Source organism: Microbacterium sp. M1A1_1b, assembly GCF_053345565.1.
This window is the reverse complement of record NZ_JBKFAJ010000007.1, coordinates 70,832-97,123: the sequence shown is the minus strand read 5'-3', so window position 1 is coordinate 97,123 and position 26,292 is coordinate 70,832. Positions and strand designations below refer to the sequence as shown.

Genomic DNA, 26,292 nt, shown 5'->3' with positions numbered 1-26,292 from the left:
ACACGCAACAGGAGCATTTGTGGCTGTCAAGATCCGTCTCAAGCGTCTCGGCAAGATCCGAGCACCGTACTACCGCATCGTCGTGGCCGACTCGCGCACCAAGCGCGACGGTCGCGTGATCGAGGAGATCGGCAAGTACCACCCGACCGAGGAGCCCTCGTTCATCGAGGTCAAGTCGGACCGGGCACAGTACTGGCTCGGCGTCGGCGCGCAGCCGACCGAGCAGGTCGCTGCCCTCCTCAAGCTGACCGGCGACTGGGCCAAGTTCAAGGGCGAGAAGGACACCGAGTCCAAGGTCAAGGTCAAGCAGCCGAAGGAGCCCTTCACCGTCGACTCGTCGAAGAAGGCCGTCCTGAAGCCCAAGTCGGAGAAGAAGGCCCCGGCCGCTCCGGCCGAGGCCGACGCTGACGCAGCAACGACCGAGGCGTGACTCCTTGCTCGCTTCTGCGCTGACGCACCTCGTCAAGGGGATCGTCGATCACCCTGACGACGTGCGCGTCGCCAGTTCCACCTCCGCGCGGGGAGAGGTCCTCGAGGTGCGCGTGCACCCCGAGGACCTCGGCCGCGTGATCGGACGCGCCGGTCGGACCGCCAAGGCGCTCCGCACCCTCGTCACGGCTCTGGCCGATGGCAAGCGGGTGCGGGTCGACGTGGTCGACACCGATTCCTGACGAGGCGACCCAACTCCGGGTGGGTCGCATCACCAAGGCGCACGGGCTCAAGGGCGGCCTCAAGCTCGAGCTCTACACCGACGACCCGGATCGTCGGTTCACGCACGGAGCGGTCTTCTCGCTCCAGGTCCCCGACGACTCGCCGTGGTCGGGCAAGACCATCGCCATCGACGAACTCCGCTGGTACAACGGTCACGCGGTCGCCTTCTTCGAGGGCATCGCCGACCGTGACGCCGCCGAGACGCTCGCGCGGGCGATCCTGTGGGTCGACCAGGACCCTGACGAAGAGACCGGCGAGGACGACGCCTGGTACGACCACCAGCTGGTCGGCCTCGACGTCGTCCGTGACGGTGTCTCCGTCGGCACCGTCGCACGCGTCGACCACCTGCCCGCGCAGGACCTGCTCGCCGTGACGACGCCGGATCGCGGCGAGGTGCTCGTGCCGTTCGTGTCGGCCATCGTGCCGAGCGTCGACATCGCCGGGCGCACCGTCACGGTGACCCCGCCGACGGGCCTGTTCGAGGACCCCGAGGACATGTCCCGCCCCGAGACGGTGACCCCGGCTCCGGAACCCCGGGACTGACCGTGCGGATCGACATCGTCACGATCTTCCCGGAGTTCTTCGGCGTGCTCGACGTCTCGTTGCTCGGCCGCGCCCGGCAGGGCGGCCTGCTCGACCTGCACGTGCACGACCTGCGTTCGTGGACGACCGACCGGCACCGAACCGTCGACGACACCCCGTACGGCGGCGGCGCGGGCATGGTCATGAAGCCCGAGCCGTGGGCGCAGGCGCTGTCGTCGATCCTGCGGTCGGACGGCTCGTCGACGCTCGTCGTCCCCACCCCGGCCGGCACGCCCTTCCGGCAGCCGATCGCCCGGTCGCTGGCCGACCACGAGCACCTGGTGTTCGCCTGCGGGCGGTACGAGGGCATCGACGCCCGGGTGTTCGAGTGGGCCGCCACGCGCAGCACCGTCGTCGAGCTCTCGCTCGGCGACTACGTGCTGAACGGCGGCGAGGTCGCGGCGATGGCCATGATCGAGGCCGTCGGACGCCTGGTCCCCGGAGTCGTCGGCAACCCCGAGTCCCTGGTCGAGGAGTCCCACGAGGACGGCCTGCTCGAGTACCCCTCTTACACCAAGCCGGCATCGTGGCGCGAGCTCGACGTCCCCGACGTCCTGCTCAGTGGCCACCACGGCCGCGTCGCCGCGTGGCGGCACGAGCAGCAGCTGGAGCGGACGCGGCGCGTCCGACCGGACCTGCTGCCCCAGGACGGCGCGTAGGCAGTCGAACCGCGCGTTGGTGGTCCGGATTCCGGACCACCAACGCGCGGTTCGGCCTGCTGTGCGGGTGACCTGCTGTGTGGGTGGCCCGATGGCGGACTGGAGGCCCGTGGCCGGCTGGCACCGGGCCTCCTGTCCGGCTACTGGTCGCGCTGGGCGCGACGGAGCGTCAGGATCTCCGGCCCCCGCTCCGTGACGGCGACCGTGTGCTCGACGTGCGCGGCGCGCGAGCCGTCGACGCTCTTGAGCGTCCAGCCGTCGTCGTCCTGGTACAGCTCGTCGGTGCCGCGCATCAACCACGGCTCGATCGCGACGACGAGTCCCGGGCGGAGCTTCAGGCCGCGGCCCGGTCGTCCGTCGTTCGGCACGTGCGGCTCGCCGTGCATGGTGCGACCGACGCCGTGCCCGCCGAACTGCAGGTTGACGTCGTAGCCGCCCTGGTGTGCGACCGCGCCGATCGCGTGCGAGACGTCGCCGAGCTTGTTGCCTGGATGCGCCTGGGCGATCCCGGCCACGAGCGCGCGCTCCACCGTGTCGATCAGGCGTTGGTCCTCGGCGTCGGGGGTGCCGACCTGCACCGTGACGGCGGAGTCGGCGACCCACCCGTCGACACTCGCGGCGAAGTCCATGCTGACGACGTCGCCGTCCTGCAGGCGGTAGGCGTGCGGCAGCCCGTGCAGGGCGGCGTCGTTGACCGAGGTGCACAGGTTCCGGCCGAACGGCGACCGGCCGAACGACGGGTGGTAGTCGACGTAGCAGCTGACGGCACCGCGGTCCGCGATCATCCGGGCCGCCACCTGGTCGAGGTCGAGCAGGTCCACGCCGACGTCGACCGTGGTGAGCAGCTCGTCGAGCACGTCGGCGACGAACCGGCCCGCGGCTCGGAGTCCGTCGAGTTCGGCGGGGGTGCGGAGTTCGATCATGCGTCCATCCTGGTCGGTGCGGATCCGTTTGGCTGCAGCCGGGCGATGTGGCATCATGGGTCGCTGTGCCCTGGCTGGACTCTGCCACGGGGGAGTCGCCGACACCGGGCACATCACCACTTCGTTTCCGAAACCGATCCGCGGCGACCCGTGTGCGTCCGCAGAGAGTGACCCAACCATGAGCCAACTCCTCGACAACGTCGACGCAGCATCGCTGCGGACCGACGTCCCCGACTTCCGCGCGGGAGACACCGTCAAGGTCCACGTCAACATCATCGAAGGCACGCGCTCGCGCGTCCAGGTCTTCCAGGGTGTCGTCATCGGCCGTCAGGGCCACGGGCTCGGCGAGACCTTCAAGGTCCGCAAGGTCAGCTTCCAGGTCGGCGTCGAGCGCTGGTTCCCGGTGCACTCGCCGATCATCGACCACATCGAGATCGTCACCCGCGGTGACGTCCGTCGCGCGAAGCTGTACTACCTCCGCGAACTCCGCGGCAAGGCAGCCCGCCGCAAGATCAAGGAGAAGCGCGACAACTGATCGCCTTCACAGTGAGGTCCGCGAGCCGGACACCGCTGACGGCCCCCGGTCCATGTACGGTTGTGCATCGGGCTGGGGGCTTCCCTGTTCCCTGCTTCTCCTGACCTCGAGGGTGGAATGACCGACACGATCGAGAACGACGGGCGTCGGCCGCGTTCCACCAAGCAGCGGAACGGTGTGCTCACCTTCCTGCGCGACCTGCTCATCATCTTCATCGCGGCACTGCTGGTCTCGTTCCTGGTCAAGACCTTCCTGATCCGCTCGTTCTACATTCCGTCGGCGTCGATGGAGAACACACTGCAGATCAACGACCGTGTGATCGTCAACGAACTCGTGCCCGATGCGGTCAAGCTGAAGCACGGTGACGTCGTCGTGTTCAAGGACCCGGGCGGGTGGCTCACCGGTGCCGAGGTGCCGAGCGTCACGCCGACCTCGCAGCCGGCGAAGGCGATCGACTGGCTGCTGACCCAGGTCGGTCTGGGCACCGGCGACAGCGACGACCACCTCATCAAGCGCGTGATCGGTCTGCCGGGCGACAAGGTCGCCTGCTGCAACGACCTGGGACAGATGACCGTCAACGGGGTACCGCTCAAGGAGCCGTACCTCAAGCTGCCCGCGGGGGAGACCCGGGCGTCGGGGACGAACTTCTCGGTCACCGTGCCGAAGGGCACCATCTGGGTGATGGGCGACAACCGCTACGACTCGAAGGACTCCCGGTACAACGGGGACACGCCGTCCAAGGGGTTCGTGCCGATGTCGGACGTCACCGGGCGCGCCTTCGTGATCTCGTGGCCGACCAGCCGCTGGACCTGGCTCAACGACTACCCCGACGTCTTCGCGGGGGTCGAGGAGAAGAGCGGGTGACGCCCGTCCGTCCCTCGCTCCGGGTCGAGAAGTCGCACTTCGCGGCCGGACGGGTGACGGTCATCGGTGTGGACGAGGTCGGACGCGGCGCGATCGCGGGGCCGGTCGCCGTCGGGGTCGCCGCCGTGACACTGGACGTCCGACGGGTGCCGCAGGGGCTCGCGGACTCGAAGCTGCTGTCCGCCAGTCGCCGGACCGAGCTCGTCCCCGTGGTCACCCGCTGGGCGCGGACCGCGGTCGGGATGGCCCCGGCGTCGTACGTCGACGAGCAGGGGATCGTGCCGGCGCTCGGCCTGGCCGGTGCCCGCGCGCTGGAGACGCTCGTCGCGTCGGGGGTGTCGCTGGACGGCGCCGTGGTGCTGCTCGACGGGTCGTTCGACTGGCTCTCACGCGCACTGCCGCCGTCGCTCGTGCCCGCATCCGCGCCGCTCGACGTGGTCGTCCGGGTCAAGGCCGACCGCGACTGCGCCTCGGTGGCTGCGGCCTCGGTCGTCGCCAAGGTCGAGCGCGACGCCCTGATGGTGGCTGCCCACGACGAGGCACCGCACTACGCGTGGGCGTCGAACAAGGGGTACGGGTCCACCGCGCACTACGACGCGATCCGCAGCCGCGGTCCACACGCCCTGCACCGCACGAGCTGGCTGCACGCGGTGTCCGCAGCGCCCGACGCCGTCGAGCTGGCGGGCTTCGACGCACTCGACCAGGTCGCCGGGTGACGTCCTCCGCGCGGCGCGGCCGACCGTCGTCGTTCCTCGTGTCCGTCCCGTCGCCCGCGGGGTGCTCGTGCGCCGTAGACTGTGGCCGCAATGGATGACGACGAATTCGACGACTACGACCGCGAGGTCGAGCTCGCCCTCTACCGTGAGTACCGCGACGTCGTGGCGCAGTTCCGCTACGTGGTCGAGACCGAGCGGCGGTTCTACCTGGCGAACGAGGTGGAACTCGCCCGACGCGACACCGAGCACGACTTCTACTTCGAACTGACGATGAACGACGTCTGGGTCTGGGACGTCTACCGTTCCGACCGGTTCGTGAAGTCCGTCCGCGTGCTCACGTTCAAGGACGTGAATGTCGAGGAACTCACCACGCGGGAACTCGAACTCCCGAAGGAACTCGCACTCGACGAGTGATCGTCGCTTTCTCTTCCGTGCACGTCCTCCGGCATTTCCGACAAATGCACGGTACGCTGGCGGGGATTTCCCGTCCCCACCAGCAAGGAGAACACAATGGCACAGAAGGTCACCGTGCAGCTCGTCGACGACCTCGACGACTCGCCGATCACCCCGGGTGACGGTCGCACCGTCGAATTCGCATTCGACGGCTCCACCTACGAGATCGACCTGTCGAACGACAATGTCGACAAGTTCCGCGACTCGATCTCCGACTACATCGCCGCCGCACGCAAGGTGAGCGGTCGCCGCACCGGTGGAACGGCAGCCCCGAAGTCCGCTCCCAAGCGCGGCAACTCGGAAGAACTCGCAAAGGTCCGTGAATGGGCCAAGGAGAACGGGTACGACGTCTCGACCCGCGGCCGGATCTCCACCCAGGTGCAGGAAGCGTACGCAGCCGCACACTGATCTCCCGCTCCACCGGAACCCGATCGGCCTCCGTGGCCGGTCGGGTTCCGTCGTTCATGCACAGGTCTTCGTCAGTGGCATTCCGTCCACAGATTGCGGTGGCTTCGCTCGTGGCGCATCGGTGATCGCGACGCTGGGCCCATGGGAACAGCGGAAATGGGCGCTCGGGGCGAGGACATCGCGGTCGACTGGCTCGAACAGCACGGATTCACGATCGTCGACCGCAACTGGCGCTGCGCTCGCGGCGAAGTCGACATCGTGGCGCGACATCAGGACGGACTCGTCTTCGTCGAGGTGAAGACGCGCAGCGGTGCCGTGGGCGGTCATCCGCTCGAAGCGATCACCCGGACGAAACTCCGACGGCTCCGGCATCTCGTCCCGGCGTGGTTCGCCGCACACCCGGAGCACACGGCCGGCCACATCCGCATCGATGCCGTGGCGGTGCACCTCATCGCCGACCGAGCGATCGTCGAGCACGTCGAGGCCCTCGTATGAGCGACATCGGTCGGTCGGCGGCGGTGGCGCTGCTCGGGGTGAGCGGGCGACTCGTCGAGGTCGAGGCCCACCTGACCAGCCAGCTGCCGGGCTTCAGCATCATCGGCCTGCCGGACACCTCGCTCGGCGAAGCCCGCGAACGTGTCCGGTCCGCGGCAGCCAATGCCGGCTGCCCGCTGCCGGCACGTCGCATCACGGTGAACCTCACGCCCGCGGCGATCCCGAAGCGCGGTTCCGGGTTCGACCTGGCGATCGCGATGGCCGTGCTCGCCGCGGCAGGGACGGCACCACGTGCGTCGGGCCGCGTCGTCTACGTCGGTGAACTCGGGCTCGACGGACGGGTCCGGCCCGTTCCCGGCGTGATCCCGATGGTGCTCGCTGCTCGCGCCGCCGGCGCCGACCGGATCGTCGTCCCGATCGGCAACCTCGACGAAGCACGTGTCGTCCCCGGGGTCGTCGTGCACGGTGTCGACTCGCTCCGCGGTGCAGCGATCGACGCGGGGGCACTGCTGCCGCCCGTCCACGTCGACCCGGTCCTGACGACGACCGTGCCCGAGAGCGTGCGGCCCACCGCCGAACTCGGCGACGTCGTCGGCAACGAGATCGGCGTGCGGGCGATGCTCACCGCTGCTGCCGGTGGTCACCACGTGCTGCTCCTCGGACCACCCGGCGCCGGCAAGACCATGCTCGCCGAGCGGCTCCCCGGGATCCTGCCCGACCTGCAGTCCGAGGCCGCGCTGGAAGTCGCGGCGGTGCGGTCCGTCGCCGGCCTGGGCGCCCGGTCGTGGACGACCCGCCCGCCGTGGGAAGCGCCGCACCACTCGGCGTCGGCGATCGCGCTCATCGGCGGCGGCTCCGGCACCATCCGTCCCGGTGCGGTGTCCCGCGCGACCCGTGGCGTGCTGTTCCTCGACGAGGCGCCGGAGTTCCCCCGAGCGGTGCTCGACGCACTGCGGCAACCGCTGGAGTCCGGCCGCATCACGGTGCACCGGGCCGCGGGGTCGGCCGAGTTCCCGGCGCGGTGCCAGGTCGTCGTGCCTTTTGTCGCACCTGACGTGTGAGGGGCTACGATCGCGTCGTGCGAGTCTGGCCGACGTGGGAGCGATACCGAGTCGTGGGTGGAAGAGACGATGGTGTGTGGCCCGTCCCTTTCAGGCAGCCGGCGGACGGTCGCTCTCTGTACGAGCGCGCGGATGTGCCGTTCGTCCTGGATCCGTGCGGAGCGTTTGACCCCGACCTCAACGCGTTCTGGACTTCAGGTTCGACCCTGCTTGCATCCACCACGTTGACGTTGTACGCACACCATCTCGCGCGGTTCCTCGACTTCGTGTGGCACGCTCGATCGCTCCCGCACGATCGGCGCAACTGGCGAGCGGTCCGACACGAAGATCGACTGGCATACAACTACTGGCGCAACGAAGACCCTGATGGTCCGCGGATCGCGGCGAGCACCTGGAACAACGAAGTGACCGCCGTCGCACAGTTCTACGCGTTCCAACATTCGATCGGGAACCTTGCTGAGACGCCCATACGCCTGATCCCACCAGCAAAGCGCCCTCGAATCGGTCAGCATCTGCGTACCGCGGATCGGCCAGCGGAACTCCGCAGGACCAAACTTCCAACGGCGCCATGGCTGACGCCCGCGGAGTATCGATCCTGGCGGGACGTCGGCGTAAGAGGCTATGGATCGAACGGCCATCGTGACCCCTCGTCTCGCAGCCGGCAGACCGCTCGTAACGCCGCCTTCGCGGACCTCATGTTCGGTGTCGGGTTTCGGCTCACTGAACAGGCGTCCCTTCTCCTATCGGAGATCCCCCGTTCGGACGCCTCCAGCATGTATTCGAGGCTCGCAGTGCCGGACTCGGTAACGAAGAACCGCTCCGGGCGCGAAGTTCTCGTTGCGGAGCGCGCGCTGCGGGTCGTGGACCTGTACGTCCGAAGCGATCGATCGGACGCCGTGCAGTCGGCCCAAGAGACGTCGTCGTACACCACCGTTCGCGACAAGCTCATGCTGGACGACGACGGAACCTTCCGCAGCGCTTCGGGTCGGCGAGTTCGCTCAACGGACGCGAGTCCTGGCGAGCGTTTGCGGCTGTACCGGGTCACTCCGCGTGGACTCGAACCCGCAGCGCTCTGGCTGCGTGCCGACGGGTTGCCGATGCGCCCGCGAACCTGGCAAGGCGTCTTCATCGCCGCAAACACAAGGGTGAAACGGCTCGGCCTCGACATCGAGTGCAACCCTCACAAGCTCCGGCACTCATGGGCGACGATTACCCTCGCTCAGCTCCAGCGGCGTTACAACAGCTTGCGGGGCGAAGCTGCTCCTGCGGCCATGATCGGGGACCCCCTGAACTGGGTGAGCAGACGACTGGGGCATCGAAGGATTGAAACCACCATGGTGTACATCCACAACCTTGCCGAGCTCGAAGCCGAGACGATACTGCGGCTGATCCCCGACACCGAGGATCTCGTCGCGACGCCGCCCGGGCGCGAGATCAGCTTTGACAGCCTTGGGACCCGACTTGGATAGGCCGGAACAGGTGAACGCAGCGACTTTGTACGAGCTGCCGGTGAGGATCATCGCGGACGATGGCGGACTACGCGCGCGACTGGATGGCGCCGATGGCAGGACCGGCTGGCTGACGACCCGCGGTTGGGTGGCGCCTAAACTCCATCTACCGTTCCTTCGGGCGTTCGTCGCTACGACGGGGACTGGAACGCGGCGGCGCTCGAGCCTCATCGCACGCCAGTGCCAACTGTCCTACCGAGGTTTCCTCCAATTCTTCTCGACCGAGCTCGGGGACGATGTGTCGCTCGACGACATTGGTCCCGAGCACGTCAGGGCGTACAGAGTGCATCTCAGGGACTCGCCCACGCTGGGCATGCGGATGACCGACCTCCGAGTTCTCACCAAAGCGTTGCACGATCTCGGTCTGTGTGACCGTGACCTCTTTGAGGCTGCGAGCGACGCGATCCCGGCGCGCCCACACTCGCCCCAGCCGGGCTACGACCCCGAAACGTTCGCCTTGATCACCGCTGCTGCCACGCGTGATGTCGAAGCTATCGTCCGGCGAATCGCCGATGGAGAGGAGCTGCTCCGACGGTTCAGGGAGCGGAGCCAGGGCCTCTCGGAACACGAGCGCGTCGTCGGACGGATGCTCGAGGAGATGGCAGACACCGGGCGTCCCCCGCGCCTTCGAACGGCGCACATGAGGGTCGTCGTCCCGATGATCGATCTCGCGCGAATGCTCTTCCTCACCGTCCGCGACCTCGAGCCACTTCTAGTGCTGCTCGCTATACGAACGGGTCGAAACATCGAGACGTTGAAGGAGCTGACGGGTGAACACCGCGTACGGGAGTCGAGTGTCCTCGAAACGCAGACGATCAAACGGCGACGCGGCTACGAGTCCGAAACGGTGCTCTGGGACATCGGGAGCGCAAAAAGACAGCTGAAGACGGCTGGCGGCATGTACCTGCTCCTCCACAGACTCGGCCGCCGAAGCCGAGATCTAGCGCACTCCGACAAGTTGCTTTGCCTCTTCCTGCAGCGCAACGGAGGCAGCCACCGATTCGTCTGGGAGAATCGCCTGAACAACGTCGCCGGTCCGGACCTAGGCGCTTGGGCGCGATCACACAACCTGACCGAGGGTGGCGCGGCGATTCGCCTGACCTTCAACAGGATTAAGACGACCGTCGATCGGGAACGAGCTCAGGCGAACAACTTTCAGCTCGATCGCGCGGCCGTCACCAACACGCCCGAGGTCCTCTACCGGTCCTACATCGCCCCGGACCCGACGGCCCGCAGCGCATTGGAGTCGATTACGAACGGCGCTCTCCTCGACCTCGACGCCCGCCTCACTGCGGAACGCAGCCCGGAAAAGACGGCACCCATATCTCAACGACTGGAGGCGCCCGACGTACCAGACGCGGTCACTACAGCGTTCATGCGCTGCCGCGACGTCCTCGGCAACCCGGAGCAACCTGGAGTCGAATGCGACGCGAGCATGCTTGCCTGCTTCGGATGCCCGTGTGCAGTCGTGAGCGACGAACACATTCCAACCATCCTCCGCCTATCCGCCGAGCTGATCGAACAATTCGAACGGCTGCCGCTCGACCGATGGGTAGCACGGTTCGGTCAAGCGTGGCTTGCCATACACAACGACATCCTCCCTTCCCGAACAACCGAGGAGATCGCACATTTTGCGACTCTGATGCCTCCCCACACGGCCCTGCAGATTCTCCTAGAACCGGAGATGTTTTGACCAACCTGGCCGCGGAGGCGGGATCTCACCGTCGGACATGGAGCCCGCGCCGACACGTCCTGGCCGCCCGCATCGATGCAGAGCGCCTGACGGGAACGTCGCGATTCGAAGACGACACGTGGGTGCTCTCTCCAGCGGAACGCCTCGGCCACGCCCATGTCTACTCACTCAAGTTCCTGCGCGTGCCCGCACCATTTCGCCCGGCCGCAAAGGAACTCTTCGCGCAGTTGCTCGATGACGACCTGATGCCGCGCGGCAAACCGTACGCGACGTCATCCATTCGCGTCCACTTCACGGGCGTCCTCTTGTTCCTTCAGTTCTTGACCTCGAAGCGGCTCACCCGGCTCTCGGAAGTCACTCCCCGGCACTACGGCGAGTACGTCGGTTACCTCGGCGCCCTCGGCAAGCTCCGCGATTCCCATCTTCGAAGTGCGCGCCTCTTCTGGGCATATCGTGACCGGTTGACGGACCCACTCCCAACCGATCCTGAGGCCATGGTGTTCTGGCGTGCCGCGCCTGAGGCGCCGCGTGGAGAGAACAAGACCCAGCGCATACCTGAAGAAATACTGAACCCCTTGATCTGGTGGAGCACCCGCCTCGTCGACGAGCTGTCCGGCGACATCCTGGGCTCTGCGGAAGAACACCGCAACTTGATCACGGAACAAGCCCGTCGGCCGGGTATCTCGCGCCGCCGGGGTGACGCAAGCAGCAGAGTGGCTGCCCTCCTGGCCCACTACCGCGCCAGCGGCGAACCATTGCCGGGTCACTATGAGAAGGCATGGCAGGGGCGACCGAACTACCGGGCACTCGATCGAGAAGCCGGCGTGCCAACAGGTCTGACCATCCGCATCGCCGACTACCAGGTGCGTGCCCTCGCGGCGGACAACGGTGTCGACTCCGACACCTTCCTTCGGTCGAATCCTTCCGCGACGCTTCTCGGCGTCCCTTGGTCGGGCCGGATCACCTACCGAGAAGTACCCAGCCTCTGCCGGACGCTGCAGACCGCAGCGTATGTGTTGATCGCATTCTTCAGCGGTATGCGCGACAGTGAGGTGAAGCACATCAAGCGCGGATGCATCCGCACGGACAGCGACTCGACCGGTCGTCTGCAGGTGCATCGCCTTCACGGCACGACGTTCAAGGGCAACGACAACCCGCACGGCGAAGCCGCGCACTGGATCGTGTCCCCCGTCGTCAAACGGGCTGTCGAGGTCCTGGAACGATTAGCCGAGCCGGGGGAGGAGTACCTCTTCCGTCCCTTACGCTTCGGCACATCACACGACCGGTCGGACACCAAGTCGCTCGTGTCCGGCTCGGAAACCAACACGAACCTCGACAAGCTCGTCGACTGGGCGAACGGTCGCGCTGCCGGAATACCTGGAAGCCCGAAGATCGCGCGAGCGGACGGAACGCGATGGCACCTATCGACTCGGCAGTTCAGACGCACGCTAGCGTGGTTCATCGCGCGGCGACCCGGCGGTGTCGCAGCCGGCGCGTTGCAATACAAGCACCTGTCCCTGCAGATGTTCCGGGGCTATGCGGGGGAGTCCCGATCTGGCTTCGCCGATGAGGTGGCTGGAGAGCAGGCCCTCGCCCGCGGCGAATGGCTCGGGGAGTTCGCGCAAGACGCGCACAGCGTCGTCGGTCGGGCCAAAGACGAGGTCGTTCGCCGACTCGACAGCATGGGAGCTGCGCTGGGGTTCGCCGGGCAGCTACCGGAGAATCCGGCCCAGCTAACCCGTTTCCTCAAACGCCACGACCCCTACATCTATCGAGGTGCGGCCGTGACCTGCGTCTTCGACCGGACCAAGGCACTCTGCATGCGGAAAGAGCCGAGCGCACCCGACCTACTCTCCTGCGAACCGCTTCGCTGCGCCAACGCAGTATTCACTCCCGAGGACATCGCTGCATGGCGAGACCGCGCGAGTGGGCTCGCCGAAGTCGCCGCCGATGAGGCCAGAGCTCCCCGAGTTCGCGCCAGCGCTGCGGACCACTCCTCCCGGCTCATCGCCTTCTTCGATGCCCTCGAAGGGTCATCATGAGTGTTGAGCGATCGGAGGGGGCGACTCAGGCCGCTTTAGATGCCCTGTTCGCGTCGGCTGCGCAAGAGGGACGAACGCTGACCGCCACTGAGGTGATGCGCACGATAGGACTCAAGCGGACGAGCATCAACGTTACCTACCCACACATCAACGAGCGAAGAAAGGCACACAACCTTGCACTGAAGGAGCAGCCCGGTCCCGAGGCACCACAGCGCCGCGCGATCGAGGAACAGGTCCGCGAGTTGCAGCAGACAATATCGGAGTTGAGGACCCAGCTTCGTGGTGAGTCGGAACGCTCCGAGCAGTACGCGCAAGTGATTCGTCAGCTCGCGCTCGACAATCACGAGCTCCGGCTCCTCCACCCAAATCTCAGCGACGCCCGGGGTCGATTCAACCGCGCCGAGACTGCCGACGAACGCTGACGGCAGGCGCGGCGGGGATCATTCGGTTCATCACAGCCGCCCTGAGTGGAGCCGAACCGACTACCCGGGCCTCTGTCTGCGAACGTTAGGAGACGGACTCGGGCTCCGAAGCCAGCGCCGTCACCGTCTGGTTGCTGCGACGTGTCGTTGCATGGAATGTTCCCGGTGTCCCCGTCGGCACTCTACTGTTAATCCGTGAGCAGGAGTCCCCGCAAGACGCCGCGTGAACTCGCACCCGAACCCTGGCCGGAGGTGAAGTCGCCCGATCCGGTTGCTGAAGCTGCACGCGTGTTTGCTGCAACGCTTCGAGCACAGGTCGGAGAGCGGAGCACCCGCTCGGTGGCCGCTGCGGCGGGAATCCACCACGTCACACTGCTACGAGTCCTGGCCGGCGACTCCTGGCCAGACATCGCAACCCTCGCGCGACTCGAGATCGCGCTCGACGCAAAGCTGTGGCATGGGCCGCAGCGCGACGAGACTCAGTAGCCAAGCAGTCTTTCGTAGGGATACCACGCGCCACCAGTGAGCCGTGCAAGCGGCCTGAGCGCACCTTCGCGCCCGAGTCGCGCTTCGGATGCTCGATCCACATGCCGGAGCCGACTGCCGAGGAGGCGAAGCAAGAGCTCTGCTGACGGGTCTTCAACGCCCAACGGTTCGCTCGCCACGAACTCGCCCGAGATCAGATCGCACACAGCTGCGATGTCGTTCCCCCCGTGCGTCACGACGAAGTCACCACGAGACCCGACATCACGGTAGTCAACTCGAGCTGCCTGGGGCAGCCGCACTCGGTCGAGCCATCCAACGTTCAGTTCCCCAGCCGACTCCGCCTCGATAGTCACACGCGCCCGCACCGGCGTGTCCTCGATATCAGATCGACCCATGCGGTGATTATAATCACCATGGCGGCGAGGCGAGTGAATCATGGAGAGGCGGGACCGTGTTGGATGATGTGGCTGGCGCGGCCCTGCCTCGATACCAGGGCCCCGATGGGCGGCAGCGCGCCACCGCCGCGCTCGAGGAATCGCTCCAAGGTCTCGGCCTAGACGTCACGGTCATGATCGGACTGATCGCTGAAGCGTTGGCCGAGCTCGTCCCCGATGAGTCACGACGGGCGGCCCAGCGGATGCTCGCGCTCGAATGGATCGGCGCAGTGGGCGACGAATGTACGTGGGAAGCGACCCTGTCCGACCGCCATCTGCGGTCCGTCCTCGCTCGGCGTGTCGCTATGGAACAGGTACGGCTCCTTCCTGCGCACGATGTGGCAGCGAGGACTGGAAACTCCGTCGACACGATTGTCGAACTCGTGCGGGAGCGAGCGCTCTACGGCTTCCATCTCCGAGGAGCACTTTTCCTCCCCAGCTGGCAGTTCGTTGATCCACGTGCGGAAAGTCTCGTAGTGGTGTCCGAGTTTCTACCGACGGTGCTCATGTCAATCCCGATAGACGCGGTACCGTCGATGGTGTCCCGAGTCATGACGAGCGAGGACCCAAACCTCAGCCGTGGCGCAATGAGGTACTCACCCCGCGAGCATCTCATCGCCGGGGGAGGCCCATGGCCCGTCGTGCGGACCCTCCTACTCGTTTTAGAGGGATCCGCGCAGGGGCTTGGCGACCTTCTCCTAGGCGGTCGAGCTGGATCCGCCGTTCTGTAGCAACGGGCACGTCGTGAGACGAGCGGAAGGCAAGCAAGTGTGGAGGTCATCTCGCTCCTGGCACCTGACGGGGCAGCTGCGTCGTCAACCGTGCTTCAGTGCAGCCTCCGGCTGGACAGTGGATGTTAACGCATGAGCGACATCGTTCTGGACTTCTCTTCACTCGGTGGCGTAGCCGCTCACGGCTCCGACTATGGACCAGCCGACCACGTGTCGTGGTTGGCGGTAGCCGTCGGCGATGCCTTGCAGACTGCATCGATCCTCGGCTTCATGACCACGCCCCACTCAGGCACGCTGATCAGCGGCCAGCCGGGGACGCCCGTCGAATGGCTCATCGCGCGCCGGGATGCGCAGCCTCTGCTTGATCTGCTCGAGACTTGGCTCTGGACGTGACGGGCGTGCCATCGGACAGCGCACAGAAGCCTGAGGCGCGGGAGGGCGAGATTCCTCGAGAGGCAAGGGCGCAGGTCACGGACTCGGTGTTGGTCGCTCTGCTGGAGGCGATCAGGTCTGGGTCGCTGCGTCCGTCCGAAGCGATGGCCTTGATCTCGGACCACATGAAGAGCAACCGCCCAAACAGAGCCGATGACGCAACTGCCACGCGTGCGATGGCGCTGGCGGATGCCGCCCATGGGGCTGAGGGAATCGCTGTCATCGACCCGTATGCCCGGGAGCTCGGGCGGTGGGTCGCCGAAGGACGAATGAGCGGTGACGAAGCGGTAGCCTTCATCGCCGTACTCATCGACGCCGGCGAATACCTCTTGGATCCGGATCGGCCGCCAGACCCCGGCTATCAGGTCGCGACTGCACCACCCGGGGTCGATCCGCCGAGAGCGGTGCAACGCGGCGACGTCGGAAAGCCCGCGCCCTCAGGTCGATCTTCTCGGGATCCTCAATCGGCGGCAGGGGACCAAGCGGACCACATCACTGCGGCGCTCGGCCACCCGGGCGCCGCGCCGGTTCCCTCCCACTCCCGCCCGGACACGCTTTCTGACCGGATCGGGCCGTTCTATGACACCGCTGGCCTGCGCGACTGGTTTCAGATCAGCAGCGAGACCGTTGACGCTCAGGTTCGAAGCGGAGAGCTGCTCGCCGTTGTGACTGCGGACGGCTTCCGCCTGTTTCCCACGTTCCAGATTGACGGCGGCGGCCAACCCCTACCTCGACTGTCGGAAGTGCTCGCGGGGCTCGATCCGGCCCATGTCGACCCATGGGGCGACGCCGTTTGGCTGAACGCTCCAAGCGATGACCTCGACGGCCTCGCCCCCGCCGCGGCTCTCCGAACTGAGCGAGCTGACGATGTGATCCGTCTCGCTTTTCAAGCGGGATCGTTCCGATCTGGATGAGGCCCGCTGGACGGCAGTGCGCTGTTGTAGTCCGCCCTGCTCGACGAATATTCAGATGCAGCGCGACGCGTTCCTCGTCGACGACGACCGCTTCCACCGCACACTCGCCTGGCTCCGGGATCACGACGTCGACGATCGGTCACAACACCTCTCGTGGTTGGCACCGCATCCGTGAGGCCCGAGTGTCTGATGACTGACCGGCACCGGCTTGTTGATGAGCGCATCGGCGTGCTTGGCGACCCGCACGCCGATTTGCAATGGATCAAGCTCGCGATCCGGAACCTCGCCCGCGCCGGCATCCAACAGATCCACGTCCTCGGTGACTTCGGGTTCCTCTCGAACGACAGCCCCCTTGAACGCAAGCGGCTCGGGCTCCTCACGGAGCAGCTCACTTCCCACAACGCGTTCATGTATGTCACCGGCGGGAACCACGAGGGCTACCCGACATTGCACCGTCGATACCCGCTCGACGAGTGGGGGTACCGACGGCTCTCACGTCGGATCATCTGGCTCCCACGCGGGTGGCGAGGAACCACCGCGGCCGGGCTCGTAGTTGCGAGCCTCGGCGGCGCGAACAGCATCAGCCGCGGCCGCCGAGGCCCGTCCGTTTCTGGTCACGTCGCGGCATGGCACCCGGAAGAACAGATCACCGAAGGTGATCTCGACGCGCTCGGCTCAGAGCCGGCCGATGTTCTCCTCGGCCACGACGCACCGAACAGCAGAGCCCTCCAGCGACATGTGGCGCGGCAGCGGAGGTTCTGGACGCCCGACGGCATCGCGTACGCTGCGGTCGGCCAGGCGATGTTCCACCGCGGTGTCCTCCAGGTACGGCCGAGGCTCGTCCTGTCGGGGCACTACCACCGCTACCTCGACACCACTTTGTTGCTTCAACTAAGCGGGGGCGTAACGACCCCGGTCCGAAGTGTGATCCTCGATCGGAACCGCACCGCCCACAGCGTCGGCATCCTCCACGTCGACGCGCTCAAGGTCGACGTGCACCCGAGGCTGTCTCCCGGTCTCCGGCGGCAACGCAACTAGACCCAGACGCCCCTCGGCTCGCGGGCGTCTTTTCGACTCCGTCCAACTCCGAGGCCGCCGGCGCCCGGTGTTCCGCCATACGTCCCGTAGCCGATCGGTCACCGGTACTGGTCGGACCTCTGAACGGCTCTACGACCGGCGCCGATGCCTGTCGTCGTCACCGCTGGTTTTGATGTCGGGTTGAGTCCTCCGGATGTCGGCGGCGAGTGGCTCCAAGGAGCAGCGCGGCACCTCCGAGCGCGGCCGCTGCTGCGCACAGCAGCGCGGTGGCCGCGCCGTCTGTTGCGTGGAGGAGGGTGGCGCCGACCGCGGGTGCGATTGCGGTCGCGATCGTCACGGGGGCGGCGAAGATTCCGGTGAGGTGTCCAGTGTCGGCTGTGCCCCATCGGTCGACCACGACCGAGGCCTGGATCAGGGTGAGGGAGCCGCGGGCTGCCCCGACGAGGAGTGCCAGCCCGATGGCTACTGGTAGCAGGTCTGCCCCTACGGCGAAGCCGGCGAGGGCGATTACCGCGATCACCGCGACGGCGGTGATCGCTGAGGCGGTCGTCGTGCCGCGGCCGAACGCGAAGAACGCCCGGCCGGCGACCTGTCCGACTCCGACGAGACCGAACGCGGTCGCAGCTGCGGCGGCGGTGAGTCCTGAACCGGTCAGGAGGGGTACGAGATTGATGGTCAGGGCATACAGCGCGAGCGCGAGGCCGGTAACGCCGACCTGCAGGAGCAGGAATGGCCTTGATCGTGCGATCCGGCGGACCCTCTGCGGATCAGCGCGCGCAGGCGTCTCAGGTGCTCCGTCGGCGCGTAGCCATCGACATGGAATGACGGAGGCGTGGATCGGGGCCACGGTGACGAGCAGGATTCCGGCGAGGATCAGGAAGCTTCCGCGCCATCCGAGGCTGTGGGTGAGGGCGACGGCGACGGGCGCGAAGATCGTCGATGCGAGCCCGGCGGCGAGGGTCACGACCGTCAGAGCAGTGCCACGTCGGGCGCCGAAGGTGATGTTGATGACGGTGAACGCCGCCTGGTAGAGGGTCGCGGATTGGCCGAGACCAACGACGCACCAGGCTGCAATGAAGAGCGGAAACGACGGTGCGACGGCGACCGCGACGAGGCCAGCGGCCCCGACAGCGGTCCCGACTGTCATCGCCATGCGCGGTCCGGCCCGGTCCATGAGGCGTCCGACGGGAATCCCGGCGGCGGCGGAGAGGATCAGCCCGGCCGAGAACGCCGTGGTGATGAGGACGACGGACCATTCGGTGTCACGGGCGATCGCGGTGCTGGTGGCGGGGAGGGCGTAGTAGAGCGTTCCCCAGGAGATGACCTGCGAGGCGCACAGCCCGATTAGCAGGGCCAGGTGTCGGGGCTGCTTAGCCACGAAGTGCGCTGTGTGGTTTGGCTCCTGTCCGTGCCGTCGTCACTGCTGGAGGAGCTCGTGCTGGATGCGGTCCGCGACGGCGTCGCGCATGGGCCGAACGTCCTCAGGCGACCACGACGTCGGGTCGGGGAAGGACCATTCCAGGACCGTGCCGCGGGGCGTGCCGGGCAGTTCCAGGCCGGGCTTCATCAGCACGACGATGTCGGCTGCGTCGAGGAGTTGCGCGGTGACTTTCCGGGGTGTGCGGTGGGTGATGTCGAGGCCAAGTTCACCGACGGTCGCGGCGATCGAGGGGTTCACTTCCTCCGCCGGCGTGATGCCGGCGGACGTGGCGGTGAACCGGTCGGGTGCGGCGAGTTCGAGGAGGGCTGCGCCGAGCTGTGAGCGGCCGGCGTTGTGCTTGCAGATGAACAGGACGGTGGGCTTGGTCGTCATGCTGGCGTTCCTGTCAGTTGGCGCAGCACGAGCTGCTGTCAGCGGTTGGGGTGGCCTCGGGGGCTGCGCAGCACGACGCCGCTTCCGGGGCTGTCCCGTCTGTGCTCGGGGCAGCGGTGGTGGGGCTCCCGGCGCTGCTTGGGGTGGTGCAGCAGGAGGATCCGCCGAGGTCGGTGGAACACACCCCGGTCTCGGGAAGAACCAGCTCGACCAGGCGCGCGGCGGCGTGGTCGCCGGCGAGGTCCGCGGCGATCGAGCGGACCTGCTCGTACCCGGTGAGGAGCAGGAAGGTGGGGGCGCGGCCGTAGGACTTCATGCCGGCGATGAAGAAGTTCGGCTCCGGGTGTGCCAGCTCTGCGACGCCGTGCGGCGGAACGGAGCCGCAGGAGTGCAGGTTCGGGTCGATCAGTGGTGCGAGGGCTCGGGGTGCTTCGACGATGTCGTCGAGGCCGAACCGGATCTCGCGGAGCATGTCGAGGTCGGGTCGGAACCCGGTTGCGTTGACGATGACGTCGACGGTGACCGCGAACGGCTCCCCAGCGCGCCGGCCGGTGACGGTGACCTGGTCGCCGTCGGGGCGGACGTCGTCGATCTCGAACGAGGCGATCTGCTGCACGCGACCGGATTCGACGAGCCCGTGCACGGTGGAGCCGAGCTGCCCGCGAGCGGCGAGCCCGTCCGCGGCGTCAGCGCCGAGCCGTGCTGTGCCGGCGTTCCGGACAGCCCACAGCACCTCCGTACCGGGAGCGTCCTTCGCCAGGGCGGCGAGCTTGATGACCGTGTTCGCGGCGGAGTGCCCGGCACCGACCACGAGGACCCGTTTCCCAGCGAGCCGGGCCCGGTCGGCGCCGAGGACATCGGGCAGGGCGTGCACGACGTGGTCGCCGAGGTTCGCGGCGGGTGCGAGGCCGGCGGCGGTGAGGGGGTTCGGGGTCGTGTAGGTGCCGGAGGTGTCGATGACGGCGCGGGCGGTCACGTCAGTGACGCCGGTGTCGGTGTGGAGGCGGAGGAGGAACGGGGTGTCGGCGCGGCCGGTGGAGCGGGTGCGGTCCATGCCCTGCCGGGACACTGCCTCCACACGGGTGCCGTAGCGGATCACTGCGGCGAGCTGCGGTGTCGCCGCGAGGGGCGCCAGGTAGGTGTCGACGAGGTCGTGGCCGTTGGGCAGTGATGAGGCACGGGGTGCTTCCCACCCGGTGTGTTCGAGGAGCCGTTGCGCGGCGGGGTCGATGACGTACTGCCACGGGGAGAACAGGCGGGTGTGTCCCCAGGCGCGGACGCTGGTCCCCACGGTGGGCCCGGCTTCGTAGACGACAACGGGCAGGCCGCGCTCGAGCAGGTGCGCGGCGGCGGCGAGGCCGACGGGGCCGGCGCCGATGACCGCGACGGGCAGTCCGGTGAGGCGGTCCGCGTCGGCGCGGGGTGGGACGGTGAGGGTGAGCGTCATGATCCAGGTCCTTGTCGGTTACGCGGTTGCTTCGGTGGGCAGCAGCTCCGCGAGGAGCGTCTGGACGCGGGCCTTGATGTCGTCGCGGATGGGTCGGACGTCGTCGATGCCGCGGCCGGCGGGGTCGGTCAGCTCCCAGTCCTCGTACCGCTTCCCGGGGAAGATCGGGCACGCATCCCCGCAGCCCATGGTGATGACGGCGTCGGAGTCGCGGACGGCGTCGGTGGTGAGGATCTTCGGCTGGTTGCCGGCGATGTCGATGCCGTCTTCAGCCATCGCCTGGATCGCGATCGGGTTGATCTGGTCCTTCGGCTCACTGCCGGCGGAGAGGACCTCGACGCGGTCGCCGCCGAGGGCCTGGGCGTAGCCGGCGGCTATCTGGGAGCGTCCGGCGTTGTGGACGCAGACGAACAGGATCGTGGGCTTGTCACTCATGGTGTGTGTCTTTCCGGGTTCAGTGGATGAGGGTGAGCCAGCCGGCGAGGGCGGCGAGGGTGACGGCGAGGACGGGGACGGTGAGGACGATGCCGGTGCGGAAGTACTGCCCCCACCCGATGTGGATGCCCTTCTTCTCGAGCACGTGCAGCCACAGCAGGGTCGCCAAGGACCCGATGGGGGTGATCTTCGGGCCGAGGTCGGAGCCGATGACGTTCGCGTAGACCATCACCTCGTGCGTGAGGCCTGTTGCACCGGCGCCGCCGATCGCGAGGGCGGCGATGAGGACGGTAGGCATGTTGTTCATCAGCGACGCGAGGATCGCGATGGTGAACCCGACGCCGAGCGCGGTGACGAGGACCCCGTGGTCACCGAACACGCCGAACAGGCTGGCGAGGTGGTCGGTGAGGCCCTGGTTCTGCAGGCCGTAGACGACGAGGTACATGCCGATGGAGAACAGCACGATCTGCCACGGCGCCTCCCGGATCGTCTTCCACACCGGGATCACCCGCCCCGACGGCGCCCCTGCTCCGCAGCCGGCGGCACTGACGGTGGCGGTGCCGCCGGTCGTGACCAGGACCGGCGCTGCCTGGGCGCGGGCGAAGAGGAACGCGGGCTGCCGGGCGGCGACGAGCACGATCACGACCGCGCCGACGCCGGCGACGGCCGCGAGCGGGGCGCCGATGGGGTCGGCGGCGAAGTAGCCGACGAGCAGCAGCGCGAGGACGACCCACCCGGCGCGGAACGTCGCCCGGTCCTTCACGGCGTCGGCGGGGCGGGTGAGGGCGAGGACGTCGTACCGCTTCGGGATGGACCGGCCGAAGTAGGCCAGCAGCATGCCAAGGGATGCCAGGACGGAGACGATGCCGACGGGGATCATGACGGCGGCGTACTCCGCGAAGCCAAGGTGGAAGTAGTCGGCGGAGACGATATTGACCAGGTTCGACACCACCAACGGCAGGCTGCCGGTGTCGGCGATGAACCCCGTGGCGAGGATGAACCCGAGCGCCGCCTTCTGCGGCATCTTCAGTGCCCGGAGCATGCCGACGACGATCGGGGTGAGGATCAGCGCGGCCCCGTCGTTGGCGAACACGGCGGCGATGACGGCGCCGAGGCCGACGATCAGGACGAACAGCAGCCGGCCGTTCCCACGACCCCAACGGGCGACGTGGAGGGCTGCCCACTCGAAGAACCCGGCCTCGTCGAGGATCAACGAGATCAGCACCACCGCAACGAAGGTCAGGGTGGCGTTCCAGACGATCCCGACGACGGTCGGGATGTCGGAGAGGCCGACGACGGTGGTGGCGAGAGCGATGACGGCGCCGATGAGCGCGGTGTAGCCGATCGGGAAGCCCTTGGGCTGCCAGATCACCACCACGAGCGTCGCGACGAAGATCGCCGCCGCAATCACGGCCAGCACCATCAGGCAGTCACCGGAGTCTGGTTCGATGCTGCGGCGGCGCGTTCCCAGCCCTGCGCGGCGACCTGGACGGCGTCCCACGGCGACCCGAGCGGCGGCGTGTAGCTGAGGTCGAGATCGATCACGTCATCGACCGTGAGCTCTGCGTGGAGGGCGGTGGCGAACGTGTCGATCCGCTTGCTGATCTCCGCAGACCGTTCCCCGACGATCTGCGCCCCGAGGAGCCGGCCGGTGGTCTGGTCGCCGGTGACGCTGATCGTCAGCGGCACCGCTCCCGGGTAGTACCGCTTGTGGTCATCCGCCACCGTCACCCGCGTCAGCGGGGACACGTCCAGTGGGGCGGTTTCGTGGTGGCGGAGGCCGGTGCGGGCGGCGACGAGGTCGAACACCTTCACCACCTGCGTGCCCACCGAACCGGCGAAGACCTTCTCGCCGCCGAGCATGTTCTCCCCGGCGACGCGGCCCTGCTTGTGCGCCGTCGTCCCGAGCGGCAGCCAGGTCGTGCCGAGGAGCCGGTGGTGCGTCACGACGCAGTCGCCGGCCGCCCACACGTGCGGCACGCCGGTGCGCATGCTCTCGTCGACGACGATCGCGCCGCCCTGCCCGAGCTGCGCGCCGGTGGCGACCGCGAGGTCCGTGACCGGACGGACGCCGACACAGACGACGACGAGCGCGAACGTGCCCTCGGCGTCGCCGGAGGCGGAGCTGGTGGCGACGCGCCACTGCCCGTTGCCGCCCGGGGTGATGCCCGTGACGGTGGCACCGGTGAGGACCGTCGCGCCGTGCCGGCGGACCTCGGCGGTGACGAGGGACCCGAGCTCAGGGTCGAGGGTGGAGAGCACTTCCGGGCCGCGCTGGATCAGGGTCGTGTCGAACCCGCGGGCAATGAGCCCTTCGGTCATCTCCAGGCCGATGTAGCCTGCGCCGACGACCGCGACACGGCTGCCCGCGGGCAGGAGCTCGAGGGCGGCGACGACCTGCTCGGCATCAGTCATCGAGTGCAGCAGGTGGATCCCAGGCTCACCGAACGGAACCCCAGCCGGACGGACCGGCTCAGCGCCAGTCCCGATCAGCAGCTCGTCATAGGAGATCTCCTCCTCGCCGGCGGGACCGGTGACGGTCAGCAGGCGACGGTCGACGTCGACGGCCGAGGCCCACGTCGAAGAACGCACGGTCATGCCGACGGCTTCGAGGTCGGCGCGGGTGCGGTGCGCGAGGGACGCTTCCGTGGCGACATCGCCGGAGACCCAGTACGGGGTGCCGCAGATGGAGAAGTTCGGGAACTCGTCCGCGAGGACCACGGTCGCGTCGGTGGTCGAGTCGAGTTCACGGGCGCGGAGCGCTGCGGCGATGCCGGCGTCGCTGCCGCCGACGGCGAGGAGGTGAGTCATCAGGCTGGTCCTTCACGGATCGAGCGGGAGCCGAAACCGGCGAGTACATCGAAGCACGTCGATATCGATGAACGCAAATATAGACGACGGTCGAAGTCCGTGGGATGATGGGACGATGACGACGATCGAGCTGCTTCCCATCCAGGACGTCACCGCGTGCTGCTCGCCCGTCACCACAGCGGCGATGGATCAGGCGTCCGCAGAGGTCCTCGCGAAGTCGCTGAAGGCGATCGCGGACCCGGCACGGCTCCGGCTGATCTCGATGGTCGCTGCGCACGATGGCGCCGAGGCCTGCGTCTGCGACCTGCAGGAACCGCTCGGCCTGTCCCAGCCGACCGTCTCGCACCACTTGAAGGTCCTCGTCGACGCCGGGATCCTGCACCGCGAGAAGCGCGGCACCTGGGCGTACTTCTCGCTCGTCCCCGGTGCGCTCGACACCCTCGCCGGCCTCATCACCGCACCGACGAAATAGCACCGTCGGTTGCGCTGCCCTGTTGACGGCGCGCATAATCTGCGTGTGCACGTAGATAAGCAGGTGTGCGGGCTGAGCCCGGATTCGGAGTACGTCGAGCTCGCGGTCGAGGTGTTCGCGATGCTCGCCGACGCGACGCGGGTGCGGATCATCCTCGCGTTGCGGAACGCGGAGGAGATGTCCGTGAACCACCTCGCGGACGTCGTCGACAAGAGTCCCGCCGCGGTGTCACAGCACCTCGCGAAGCTCCGGCTCGCACGGATGGTGCAGACCCGCAGGGAGGGCACGACTGTGTTCTATCGCCTGACCGACGAGCACGCATCCGAGCTGGTCAGCGACGCCGTCCGGCAAGCCGAACACGTCATCGGCAATGCACCGCACCACCACGAGAGCCGGACGACCGCATGAGCGCTGCACCGCACACGCATCCCCACGACCACGACCACGATCACGATCACGATCACGATCACGATCACGATCACGATCACGATCACGATCACGATGAGCATGGTCACTCGCACCCACATGGCGGCGTGAAGGGGTTCCTCTACGACCTGTTCGTCCCGCACACGCACGACTCTGCCGACTCGATCGACGACGCGATGGAGGCCTCCACGGCCGGGGTCCGGGCATTGAAGATCAGCATGTTTGTACTGCTCGGCACTACGGTGCTGCAGCTCGTGCTGGTGGTGTTCACCAGTTCCGTGGCGCTCCTGGCGGACACGATCCACAACTTCGCGGACGCGTTGACCGCGGTCCCGTTGTGGATCGCGTTCGTCCTTGGCCGACGCGCCGCAACCCGCCGCTACACGTACGGGTACGGCCGCGCGGAGGACCTCGCCGGCATGTTCATCGTTTTCGTCGTCGCCCTCTCCGCGGTCGTCGCCGGGTGGGAGGCGATCGACCGGTTCATGCACCCGCGCCCGATCGAGAACCCGTGGCTCCTCGTTGCGGCCGGGCTCATCGGGTTCGCTGGGAACGAGGCCGTCGCGATCTACCGGATCCGTGTCGGGCAGAAGATCGGCTCAGCGGCTCTCGTTGCCGATGGCGTGCACGCCCGCCTCGACGGCTTCACGTCCCTGTCGGTGGTCCTCGGCGCCGTCGGGGTACTTTTCGGGTTCTCGCTTGCGGACCCGATCATCGGCCTGCTCATCGCCGTGTCGATCGTGTTCCTGCTCTGGGGCACAGTGAAGTCCATCGGCGCCCGGCTCATGGACGCCGTCGACCCGGACCTCGTGCACCGCGCCGAACACGCCATGGAACACGTCGATGGCGTCGCAGCAGTCCGGGACGTCAGGCTGCGGTGGGTCGGACACCGCCTCACCGGATCCGCGACCATCGAAGTCCCCGGCAACGACCTCCACGCCGCGACCGAGACTGCGGATCACGCTGCCAGCCACGTGCGCGAGGAACTACGCAACCTCGACGAGTTCACCGTCACCGCATCCCCGCGCCCTCGCGTCGCGCCTCACTCTGCAGCGTCCCACCCGGTAAGAAGTTGACCTACTTCAGTAGATAGCTGACCTACTGCAACGGGAGGAGCGCCTATCTCGGTCGACAAGATCAACGCCATTACTGTGAGCCGAGACTAGTGGTGGCCGTGGACGACGGCGTGGCCGAGCCCGCGGCTGATCATCCAGCGGTTAACCGGCGTCGTGACGATGAACGCAACGACGAGCGAGAACACCAGCGAGCCCCAGAACAGCCAGTCGTTCAGCTGCGCGTCCATGGCGCCGGGGACTGCGACGATGACGGTGTTATCGATGATCTCCATGACCGAGATCGACACCGTGTCCGCGGCGAGAGCGACCTTGAACGCGGCAGAGAAGGTCAGTCCGGACCGGATCACACCGCGCATGGTGAGTGCGTAGCCGAAGATGAACGCCAGCACGATCGACAAGATGATGGTGCCGGTGTTGTGCAGCCCGGTGGCGGTGCCGATGACCATGCCGAGGACTTCACCGATCGCGCAGCCGGTCAGGCAATGCAGCGTTGCTTGCGCAGCCATCGACCACGTGGTCGTGCCGTGACCGCCGCGACCCTGGTCGGTCATGGTGTGGTGCTCGTGCGCATCCATGGTGCTCCTCATCGGTCACAGTCAACGTTCCCCTAAGGTACCCCCCGGGGGTACCTTAGGGATGCAACGCCGATCGCCGCAATGTGTTCCCAACCGACCGATGCGGCCGTGAATCCGCTGCACCGGTTGC

General features: G+C 67.5%; 31 protein-coding genes. 23 read left to right on the top strand and 8 right to left on the bottom strand.

The annotated features are described in order from the left end of the window. Window positions 1–19 precede the first annotated feature (19 nt). The 4 genes from rpsP to trmD are packed head-to-tail and all read left to right on the top strand — an operon-like array spanning window position 20 to window position 1,952. Complete coding sequence (rpsP, locus tag ACLBWP_RS15460; RefSeq protein ID WP_243560655.1) at window positions 20–430, top strand: 30S ribosomal protein S16; 411 nt, start codon at window positions 20–22, stop codon at window positions 428–430. Between the two features lie 4 nt (window positions 431–434). Then, complete coding sequence (locus ACLBWP_RS15455) at window positions 435–671, top strand: RNA-binding protein (protein WP_056126038.1); 237 nt, start codon at window positions 435–437, stop codon at window positions 669–671. Continuing rightward, window positions 628–1,254, top strand: coding sequence for a ribosome maturation factor RimM (gene rimM / locus ACLBWP_RS15450; protein WP_447655831.1), 627 nt, complete (start codon window positions 628–630; stop codon window positions 1,252–1,254). The genes ACLBWP_RS15455 and rimM overlap by 44 nt, the downstream gene beginning before the upstream one ends. A 2-nt stretch (window positions 1,255–1,256) precedes the next feature. Continuing rightward, a complete protein-coding gene (trmD, locus tag ACLBWP_RS15445) occupies window positions 1,257–1,952 on the top strand; it encodes a tRNA (guanosine(37)-N1)-methyltransferase TrmD (protein ID WP_447655830.1) in 696 nt (231 codons plus the stop codon). A 140-nt stretch (window positions 1,953–2,092) separates the two neighbouring features. Here trmD and map read toward each other — a convergent pair whose 3' ends face one another. After that, the gene (map, locus tag ACLBWP_RS15440; RefSeq protein WP_447655829.1) at window positions 2,093–2,875 is read right to left on the bottom strand and encodes a type I methionyl aminopeptidase; all 783 of its coding nucleotides are present in this window, start codon (window positions 2,873–2,875) and stop codon (window positions 2,093–2,095) included. Window positions 2,876–3,053: 178 nt separating this feature from the next. Here map and rplS point away from each other — a divergent pair, with 178 nt between their 5' ends. The 16 genes from rplS to ACLBWP_RS15360 all read left to right on the top strand — a co-directional run bounded on the left by rplS (window position 3,054) and on the right by ACLBWP_RS15360 (window position 17,107). Further along, window positions 3,054–3,410 (top strand): 50S ribosomal protein L19, encoded by a 357-nt coding sequence (gene rplS, locus ACLBWP_RS15435; RefSeq protein WP_243560663.1) that lies wholly within the window; start codon window positions 3,054–3,056, stop codon window positions 3,408–3,410. Between the two features lie 117 nt (window positions 3,411–3,527). After that, complete coding sequence (gene lepB, locus ACLBWP_RS15430; RefSeq protein WP_243560665.1) at window positions 3,528–4,274, top strand: signal peptidase I; 747 nt, start codon at window positions 3,528–3,530, stop codon at window positions 4,272–4,274. After that, entirely contained in the window at window positions 4,271–4,990 is a 720-nt protein-coding gene (locus tag ACLBWP_RS15425) for a ribonuclease HII (protein WP_447655828.1), read from the top strand. Before lepB ends, ACLBWP_RS15425 begins: the two co-directional genes overlap by 4 nt. Before the next feature lie 90 nt (window positions 4,991–5,080). Then, the gene (locus ACLBWP_RS15420) at window positions 5,081–5,404 is read left to right on the top strand and encodes a DUF2469 family protein (protein WP_056126028.1); all 324 of its coding nucleotides are present in this window, start codon (window positions 5,081–5,083) and stop codon (window positions 5,402–5,404) included. Window positions 5,405–5,500: 96 nt separating this feature from the next. Further along, window positions 5,501–5,851 (top strand): histone-like nucleoid-structuring protein Lsr2, encoded by a 351-nt coding sequence (locus ACLBWP_RS15415; RefSeq protein WP_243560669.1) that lies wholly within the window; start codon window positions 5,501–5,503, stop codon window positions 5,849–5,851. Window positions 5,852–5,992: 141 nt separating this feature from the next. Continuing rightward, window positions 5,993–6,346, top strand: coding sequence for a YraN family protein (locus ACLBWP_RS15410; protein ID WP_447655827.1), 354 nt, complete (start codon window positions 5,993–5,995; stop codon window positions 6,344–6,346). Beyond that, window positions 6,343–7,407, top strand: coding sequence for a YifB family Mg chelatase-like AAA ATPase (locus tag ACLBWP_RS15405; RefSeq protein ID WP_447655826.1), 1,065 nt, complete (start codon window positions 6,343–6,345; stop codon window positions 7,405–7,407). Before ACLBWP_RS15410 ends, ACLBWP_RS15405 begins: the two co-directional genes overlap by 4 nt. Window positions 7,408–7,541: 134 nt before the next feature. Further along, window positions 7,542–8,876, top strand: a complete 1,335-nt coding sequence (locus ACLBWP_RS15400; protein WP_166778672.1) for a tyrosine-type recombinase/integrase — start codon at window positions 7,542–7,544, stop codon at window positions 8,874–8,876. Window positions 8,877–8,916: 40 nt separating this feature from the next. Next, entirely contained in the window at window positions 8,917–10,608 is a 1,692-nt protein-coding gene (locus tag ACLBWP_RS15395) for a hypothetical protein (RefSeq protein WP_166778673.1), read from the top strand. Then, window positions 10,605–12,650 (top strand): hypothetical protein, encoded by a 2,046-nt coding sequence (locus tag ACLBWP_RS15390; protein ID WP_447655825.1) that lies wholly within the window; start codon window positions 10,605–10,607, stop codon window positions 12,648–12,650. The genes ACLBWP_RS15395 and ACLBWP_RS15390 overlap by 4 nt, the downstream gene beginning before the upstream one ends. Next, a complete protein-coding gene (locus ACLBWP_RS15385; RefSeq protein WP_447655824.1) occupies window positions 12,647–13,072 on the top strand; it encodes a hypothetical protein in 426 nt (141 codons plus the stop codon). The genes ACLBWP_RS15390 and ACLBWP_RS15385 overlap by 4 nt, the downstream gene beginning before the upstream one ends. 195 nt (window positions 13,073–13,267) lie before the next feature. Beyond that, window positions 13,268–13,558 (top strand): helix-turn-helix domain-containing protein, encoded by a 291-nt coding sequence (locus tag ACLBWP_RS15380; protein ID WP_166778676.1) that lies wholly within the window; start codon window positions 13,268–13,270, stop codon window positions 13,556–13,558. Window positions 13,559–14,126: 568 nt separating this feature from the next. Then, on the top strand, window positions 14,127–14,723 hold the full coding sequence (locus ACLBWP_RS15375; protein WP_166778677.1) for a hypothetical protein: 597 nt from the start codon (window positions 14,127–14,129) through the stop codon (window positions 14,721–14,723). Window positions 14,724–14,855: 132 nt separating this feature from the next. Further along, window positions 14,856–15,116 carry a hypothetical protein gene (locus tag ACLBWP_RS15370; RefSeq protein WP_447655823.1) on the top strand — a complete coding sequence of 87 codons (261 nt, stop codon included), beginning with the start codon at window positions 14,856–14,858 and terminating at the stop codon, window positions 15,114–15,116. Continuing rightward, window positions 15,113–16,069, top strand: a complete 957-nt coding sequence (locus ACLBWP_RS15365) for a hypothetical protein (protein WP_447655822.1) — start codon at window positions 15,113–15,115, stop codon at window positions 16,067–16,069. The genes ACLBWP_RS15370 and ACLBWP_RS15365 overlap by 4 nt, the downstream gene beginning before the upstream one ends. 189 nt (window positions 16,070–16,258) lie before the next feature. Further along, entirely contained in the window at window positions 16,259–17,107 is an 849-nt protein-coding gene (locus ACLBWP_RS15360) for a metallophosphoesterase family protein (RefSeq protein WP_166778680.1), read from the top strand. Window positions 17,108–17,264: 157 nt separating this feature from the next. Here the strand turns inward: ACLBWP_RS15360 and ACLBWP_RS15355 are convergent, their stop codons facing one another. The 6 genes from ACLBWP_RS15355 to ACLBWP_RS15330 are packed head-to-tail and all read right to left on the bottom strand — an operon-like array spanning window position 17,265 to window position 23,613. Then, complete coding sequence (locus tag ACLBWP_RS15355; protein ID WP_447655821.1) at window positions 17,265–18,485, bottom strand: MFS transporter; 1,221 nt, start codon at window positions 18,483–18,485, stop codon at window positions 17,265–17,267. Between the two features lie 39 nt (window positions 18,486–18,524). Beyond that, window positions 18,525–18,920 carry an arsenate-mycothiol transferase ArsC gene (locus ACLBWP_RS15350; protein WP_166778682.1) on the bottom strand — a complete coding sequence of 132 codons (396 nt, stop codon included), beginning with the start codon at window positions 18,918–18,920 and terminating at the stop codon, window positions 18,525–18,527. A gap of 13 nt (window positions 18,921–18,933) precedes the next feature. Continuing rightward, window positions 18,934–20,367 (bottom strand): FAD-dependent oxidoreductase, encoded by a 1,434-nt coding sequence (locus ACLBWP_RS15345; protein ID WP_447655820.1) that lies wholly within the window; start codon window positions 20,365–20,367, stop codon window positions 18,934–18,936. Window positions 20,368–20,385: 18 nt separating this feature from the next. Continuing rightward, window positions 20,386–20,802 carry an arsenate reductase ArsC gene (locus tag ACLBWP_RS15340; protein ID WP_166778684.1) on the bottom strand — a complete coding sequence of 139 codons (417 nt, stop codon included), beginning with the start codon at window positions 20,800–20,802 and terminating at the stop codon, window positions 20,386–20,388. 19 nt (window positions 20,803–20,821) lie between these two features. Next, window positions 20,822–22,225: an arsenic transporter gene (locus ACLBWP_RS15335; RefSeq protein WP_447655819.1), complete on the bottom strand. Its 1,404-nt coding sequence runs from the start codon at window positions 22,223–22,225 to the stop codon at window positions 20,822–20,824. Then, on the bottom strand, window positions 22,225–23,613 hold the full coding sequence (locus tag ACLBWP_RS15330) for an FAD-dependent oxidoreductase (protein WP_166778686.1): 1,389 nt from the start codon (window positions 23,611–23,613) through the stop codon (window positions 22,225–22,227). Before ACLBWP_RS15330 ends, ACLBWP_RS15335 begins: the two co-directional genes overlap by 1 nt. A 115-nt stretch (window positions 23,614–23,728) precedes the next feature. Between ACLBWP_RS15330 and ACLBWP_RS15325 the strand changes: the two genes are divergently transcribed. From ACLBWP_RS15325 to ACLBWP_RS15315, 3 genes are read left to right on the top strand one after another with little or no spacing between them, the layout of a single operon-like run. Beyond that, window positions 23,729–24,085, top strand: coding sequence for an ArsR/SmtB family transcription factor (locus ACLBWP_RS15325; RefSeq protein WP_166778687.1), 357 nt, complete (start codon window positions 23,729–23,731; stop codon window positions 24,083–24,085). Between the two features lie 45 nt (window positions 24,086–24,130). Then, window positions 24,131–24,493, top strand: coding sequence for an ArsR/SmtB family transcription factor (locus ACLBWP_RS15320; protein ID WP_341849710.1), 363 nt, complete (start codon window positions 24,131–24,133; stop codon window positions 24,491–24,493). Continuing rightward, a complete protein-coding gene (locus ACLBWP_RS15315) occupies window positions 24,490–25,587 on the top strand; it encodes a cation diffusion facilitator family transporter (protein ID WP_447655818.1) in 1,098 nt (365 codons plus the stop codon). Before ACLBWP_RS15320 ends, ACLBWP_RS15315 begins: the two co-directional genes overlap by 4 nt. A gap of 86 nt (window positions 25,588–25,673) precedes the next feature. Here ACLBWP_RS15315 and ACLBWP_RS15310 read toward each other — a convergent pair whose 3' ends face one another. Further along, window positions 25,674–26,174: a DUF4396 domain-containing protein gene (locus tag ACLBWP_RS15310; RefSeq protein ID WP_447655817.1), complete on the bottom strand. Its 501-nt coding sequence runs from the start codon at window positions 26,172–26,174 to the stop codon at window positions 25,674–25,676. Window positions 26,175–26,292 lie beyond the last annotated feature (118 nt).

Bases quoted from the DNA above. Each gene is read 5' to 3' on its own strand.
- ACLBWP_RS15345 (WP_447655820.1), bottom strand. From the start codon at position 20,367: ATGACGCTCACCCTCACCGTCCCACCCCGCGCCGACGCGGACCGCCTC.
- ACLBWP_RS15335 (WP_447655819.1), bottom strand. From the start codon at position 22,225: ATGGTGCTGGCCGTGATTGCGGCGGCGATCTTCGTCGCGACGCTCGTG.
- rimM (WP_447655831.1), top strand. From the start codon at position 628: ATGGCAAGCGGGTGCGGGTCGACGTGGTCGACACCGATTCCTGACGAG.
- ACLBWP_RS15420 (WP_056126028.1), top strand. From the start codon at position 5,081: ATGGATGACGACGAATTCGACGACTACGACCGCGAGGTCGAGCTCGCC.
- map (WP_447655829.1), bottom strand. From the start codon at position 2,875: ATGATCGAACTCCGCACCCCCGCCGAACTCGACGGACTCCGAGCCGCG.
- ACLBWP_RS15370 (WP_447655823.1), top strand. From the start codon at position 14,856: ATGAGCGACATCGTTCTGGACTTCTCTTCACTCGGTGGCGTAGCCGCT.
- ACLBWP_RS15310 (WP_447655817.1), bottom strand. From the start codon at position 26,174: ATGAGGAGCACCATGGATGCGCACGAGCACCACACCATGACCGACCAG.
- ACLBWP_RS15385 (WP_447655824.1), top strand. From the start codon at position 12,647: ATGAGTGTTGAGCGATCGGAGGGGGCGACTCAGGCCGCTTTAGATGCC.
- rplS (WP_243560663.1), top strand. From the start codon at position 3,054: ATGAGCCAACTCCTCGACAACGTCGACGCAGCATCGCTGCGGACCGAC.
- lepB (WP_243560665.1), top strand. From the start codon at position 3,528: ATGACCGACACGATCGAGAACGACGGGCGTCGGCCGCGTTCCACCAAG.
- ACLBWP_RS15360 (WP_166778680.1), top strand. From the start codon at position 16,259: ATGACTGACCGGCACCGGCTTGTTGATGAGCGCATCGGCGTGCTTGGC.
- ACLBWP_RS15405 (WP_447655826.1), top strand. From the start codon at position 6,343: ATGAGCGACATCGGTCGGTCGGCGGCGGTGGCGCTGCTCGGGGTGAGC.
- ACLBWP_RS15325 (WP_166778687.1), top strand. From the start codon at position 23,729: ATGACGACGATCGAGCTGCTTCCCATCCAGGACGTCACCGCGTGCTGC.
- ACLBWP_RS15340 (WP_166778684.1), bottom strand. From the start codon at position 20,802: ATGAGTGACAAGCCCACGATCCTGTTCGTCTGCGTCCACAACGCCGGA.
- ACLBWP_RS15330 (WP_166778686.1), bottom strand. From the start codon at position 23,613: ATGACTCACCTCCTCGCCGTCGGCGGCAGCGACGCCGGCATCGCCGCA.
- ACLBWP_RS15415 (WP_243560669.1), top strand. From the start codon at position 5,501: ATGGCACAGAAGGTCACCGTGCAGCTCGTCGACGACCTCGACGACTCG.
- ACLBWP_RS15375 (WP_166778677.1), top strand. From the start codon at position 14,127: ATGATCGGACTGATCGCTGAAGCGTTGGCCGAGCTCGTCCCCGATGAG.
- ACLBWP_RS15315 (WP_447655818.1), top strand. From the start codon at position 24,490: ATGAGCGCTGCACCGCACACGCATCCCCACGACCACGACCACGATCAC.
- ACLBWP_RS15410 (WP_447655827.1), top strand. From the start codon at position 5,993: ATGGGAACAGCGGAAATGGGCGCTCGGGGCGAGGACATCGCGGTCGAC.
- ACLBWP_RS15350 (WP_166778682.1), bottom strand. From the start codon at position 18,920: ATGACGACCAAGCCCACCGTCCTGTTCATCTGCAAGCACAACGCCGGC.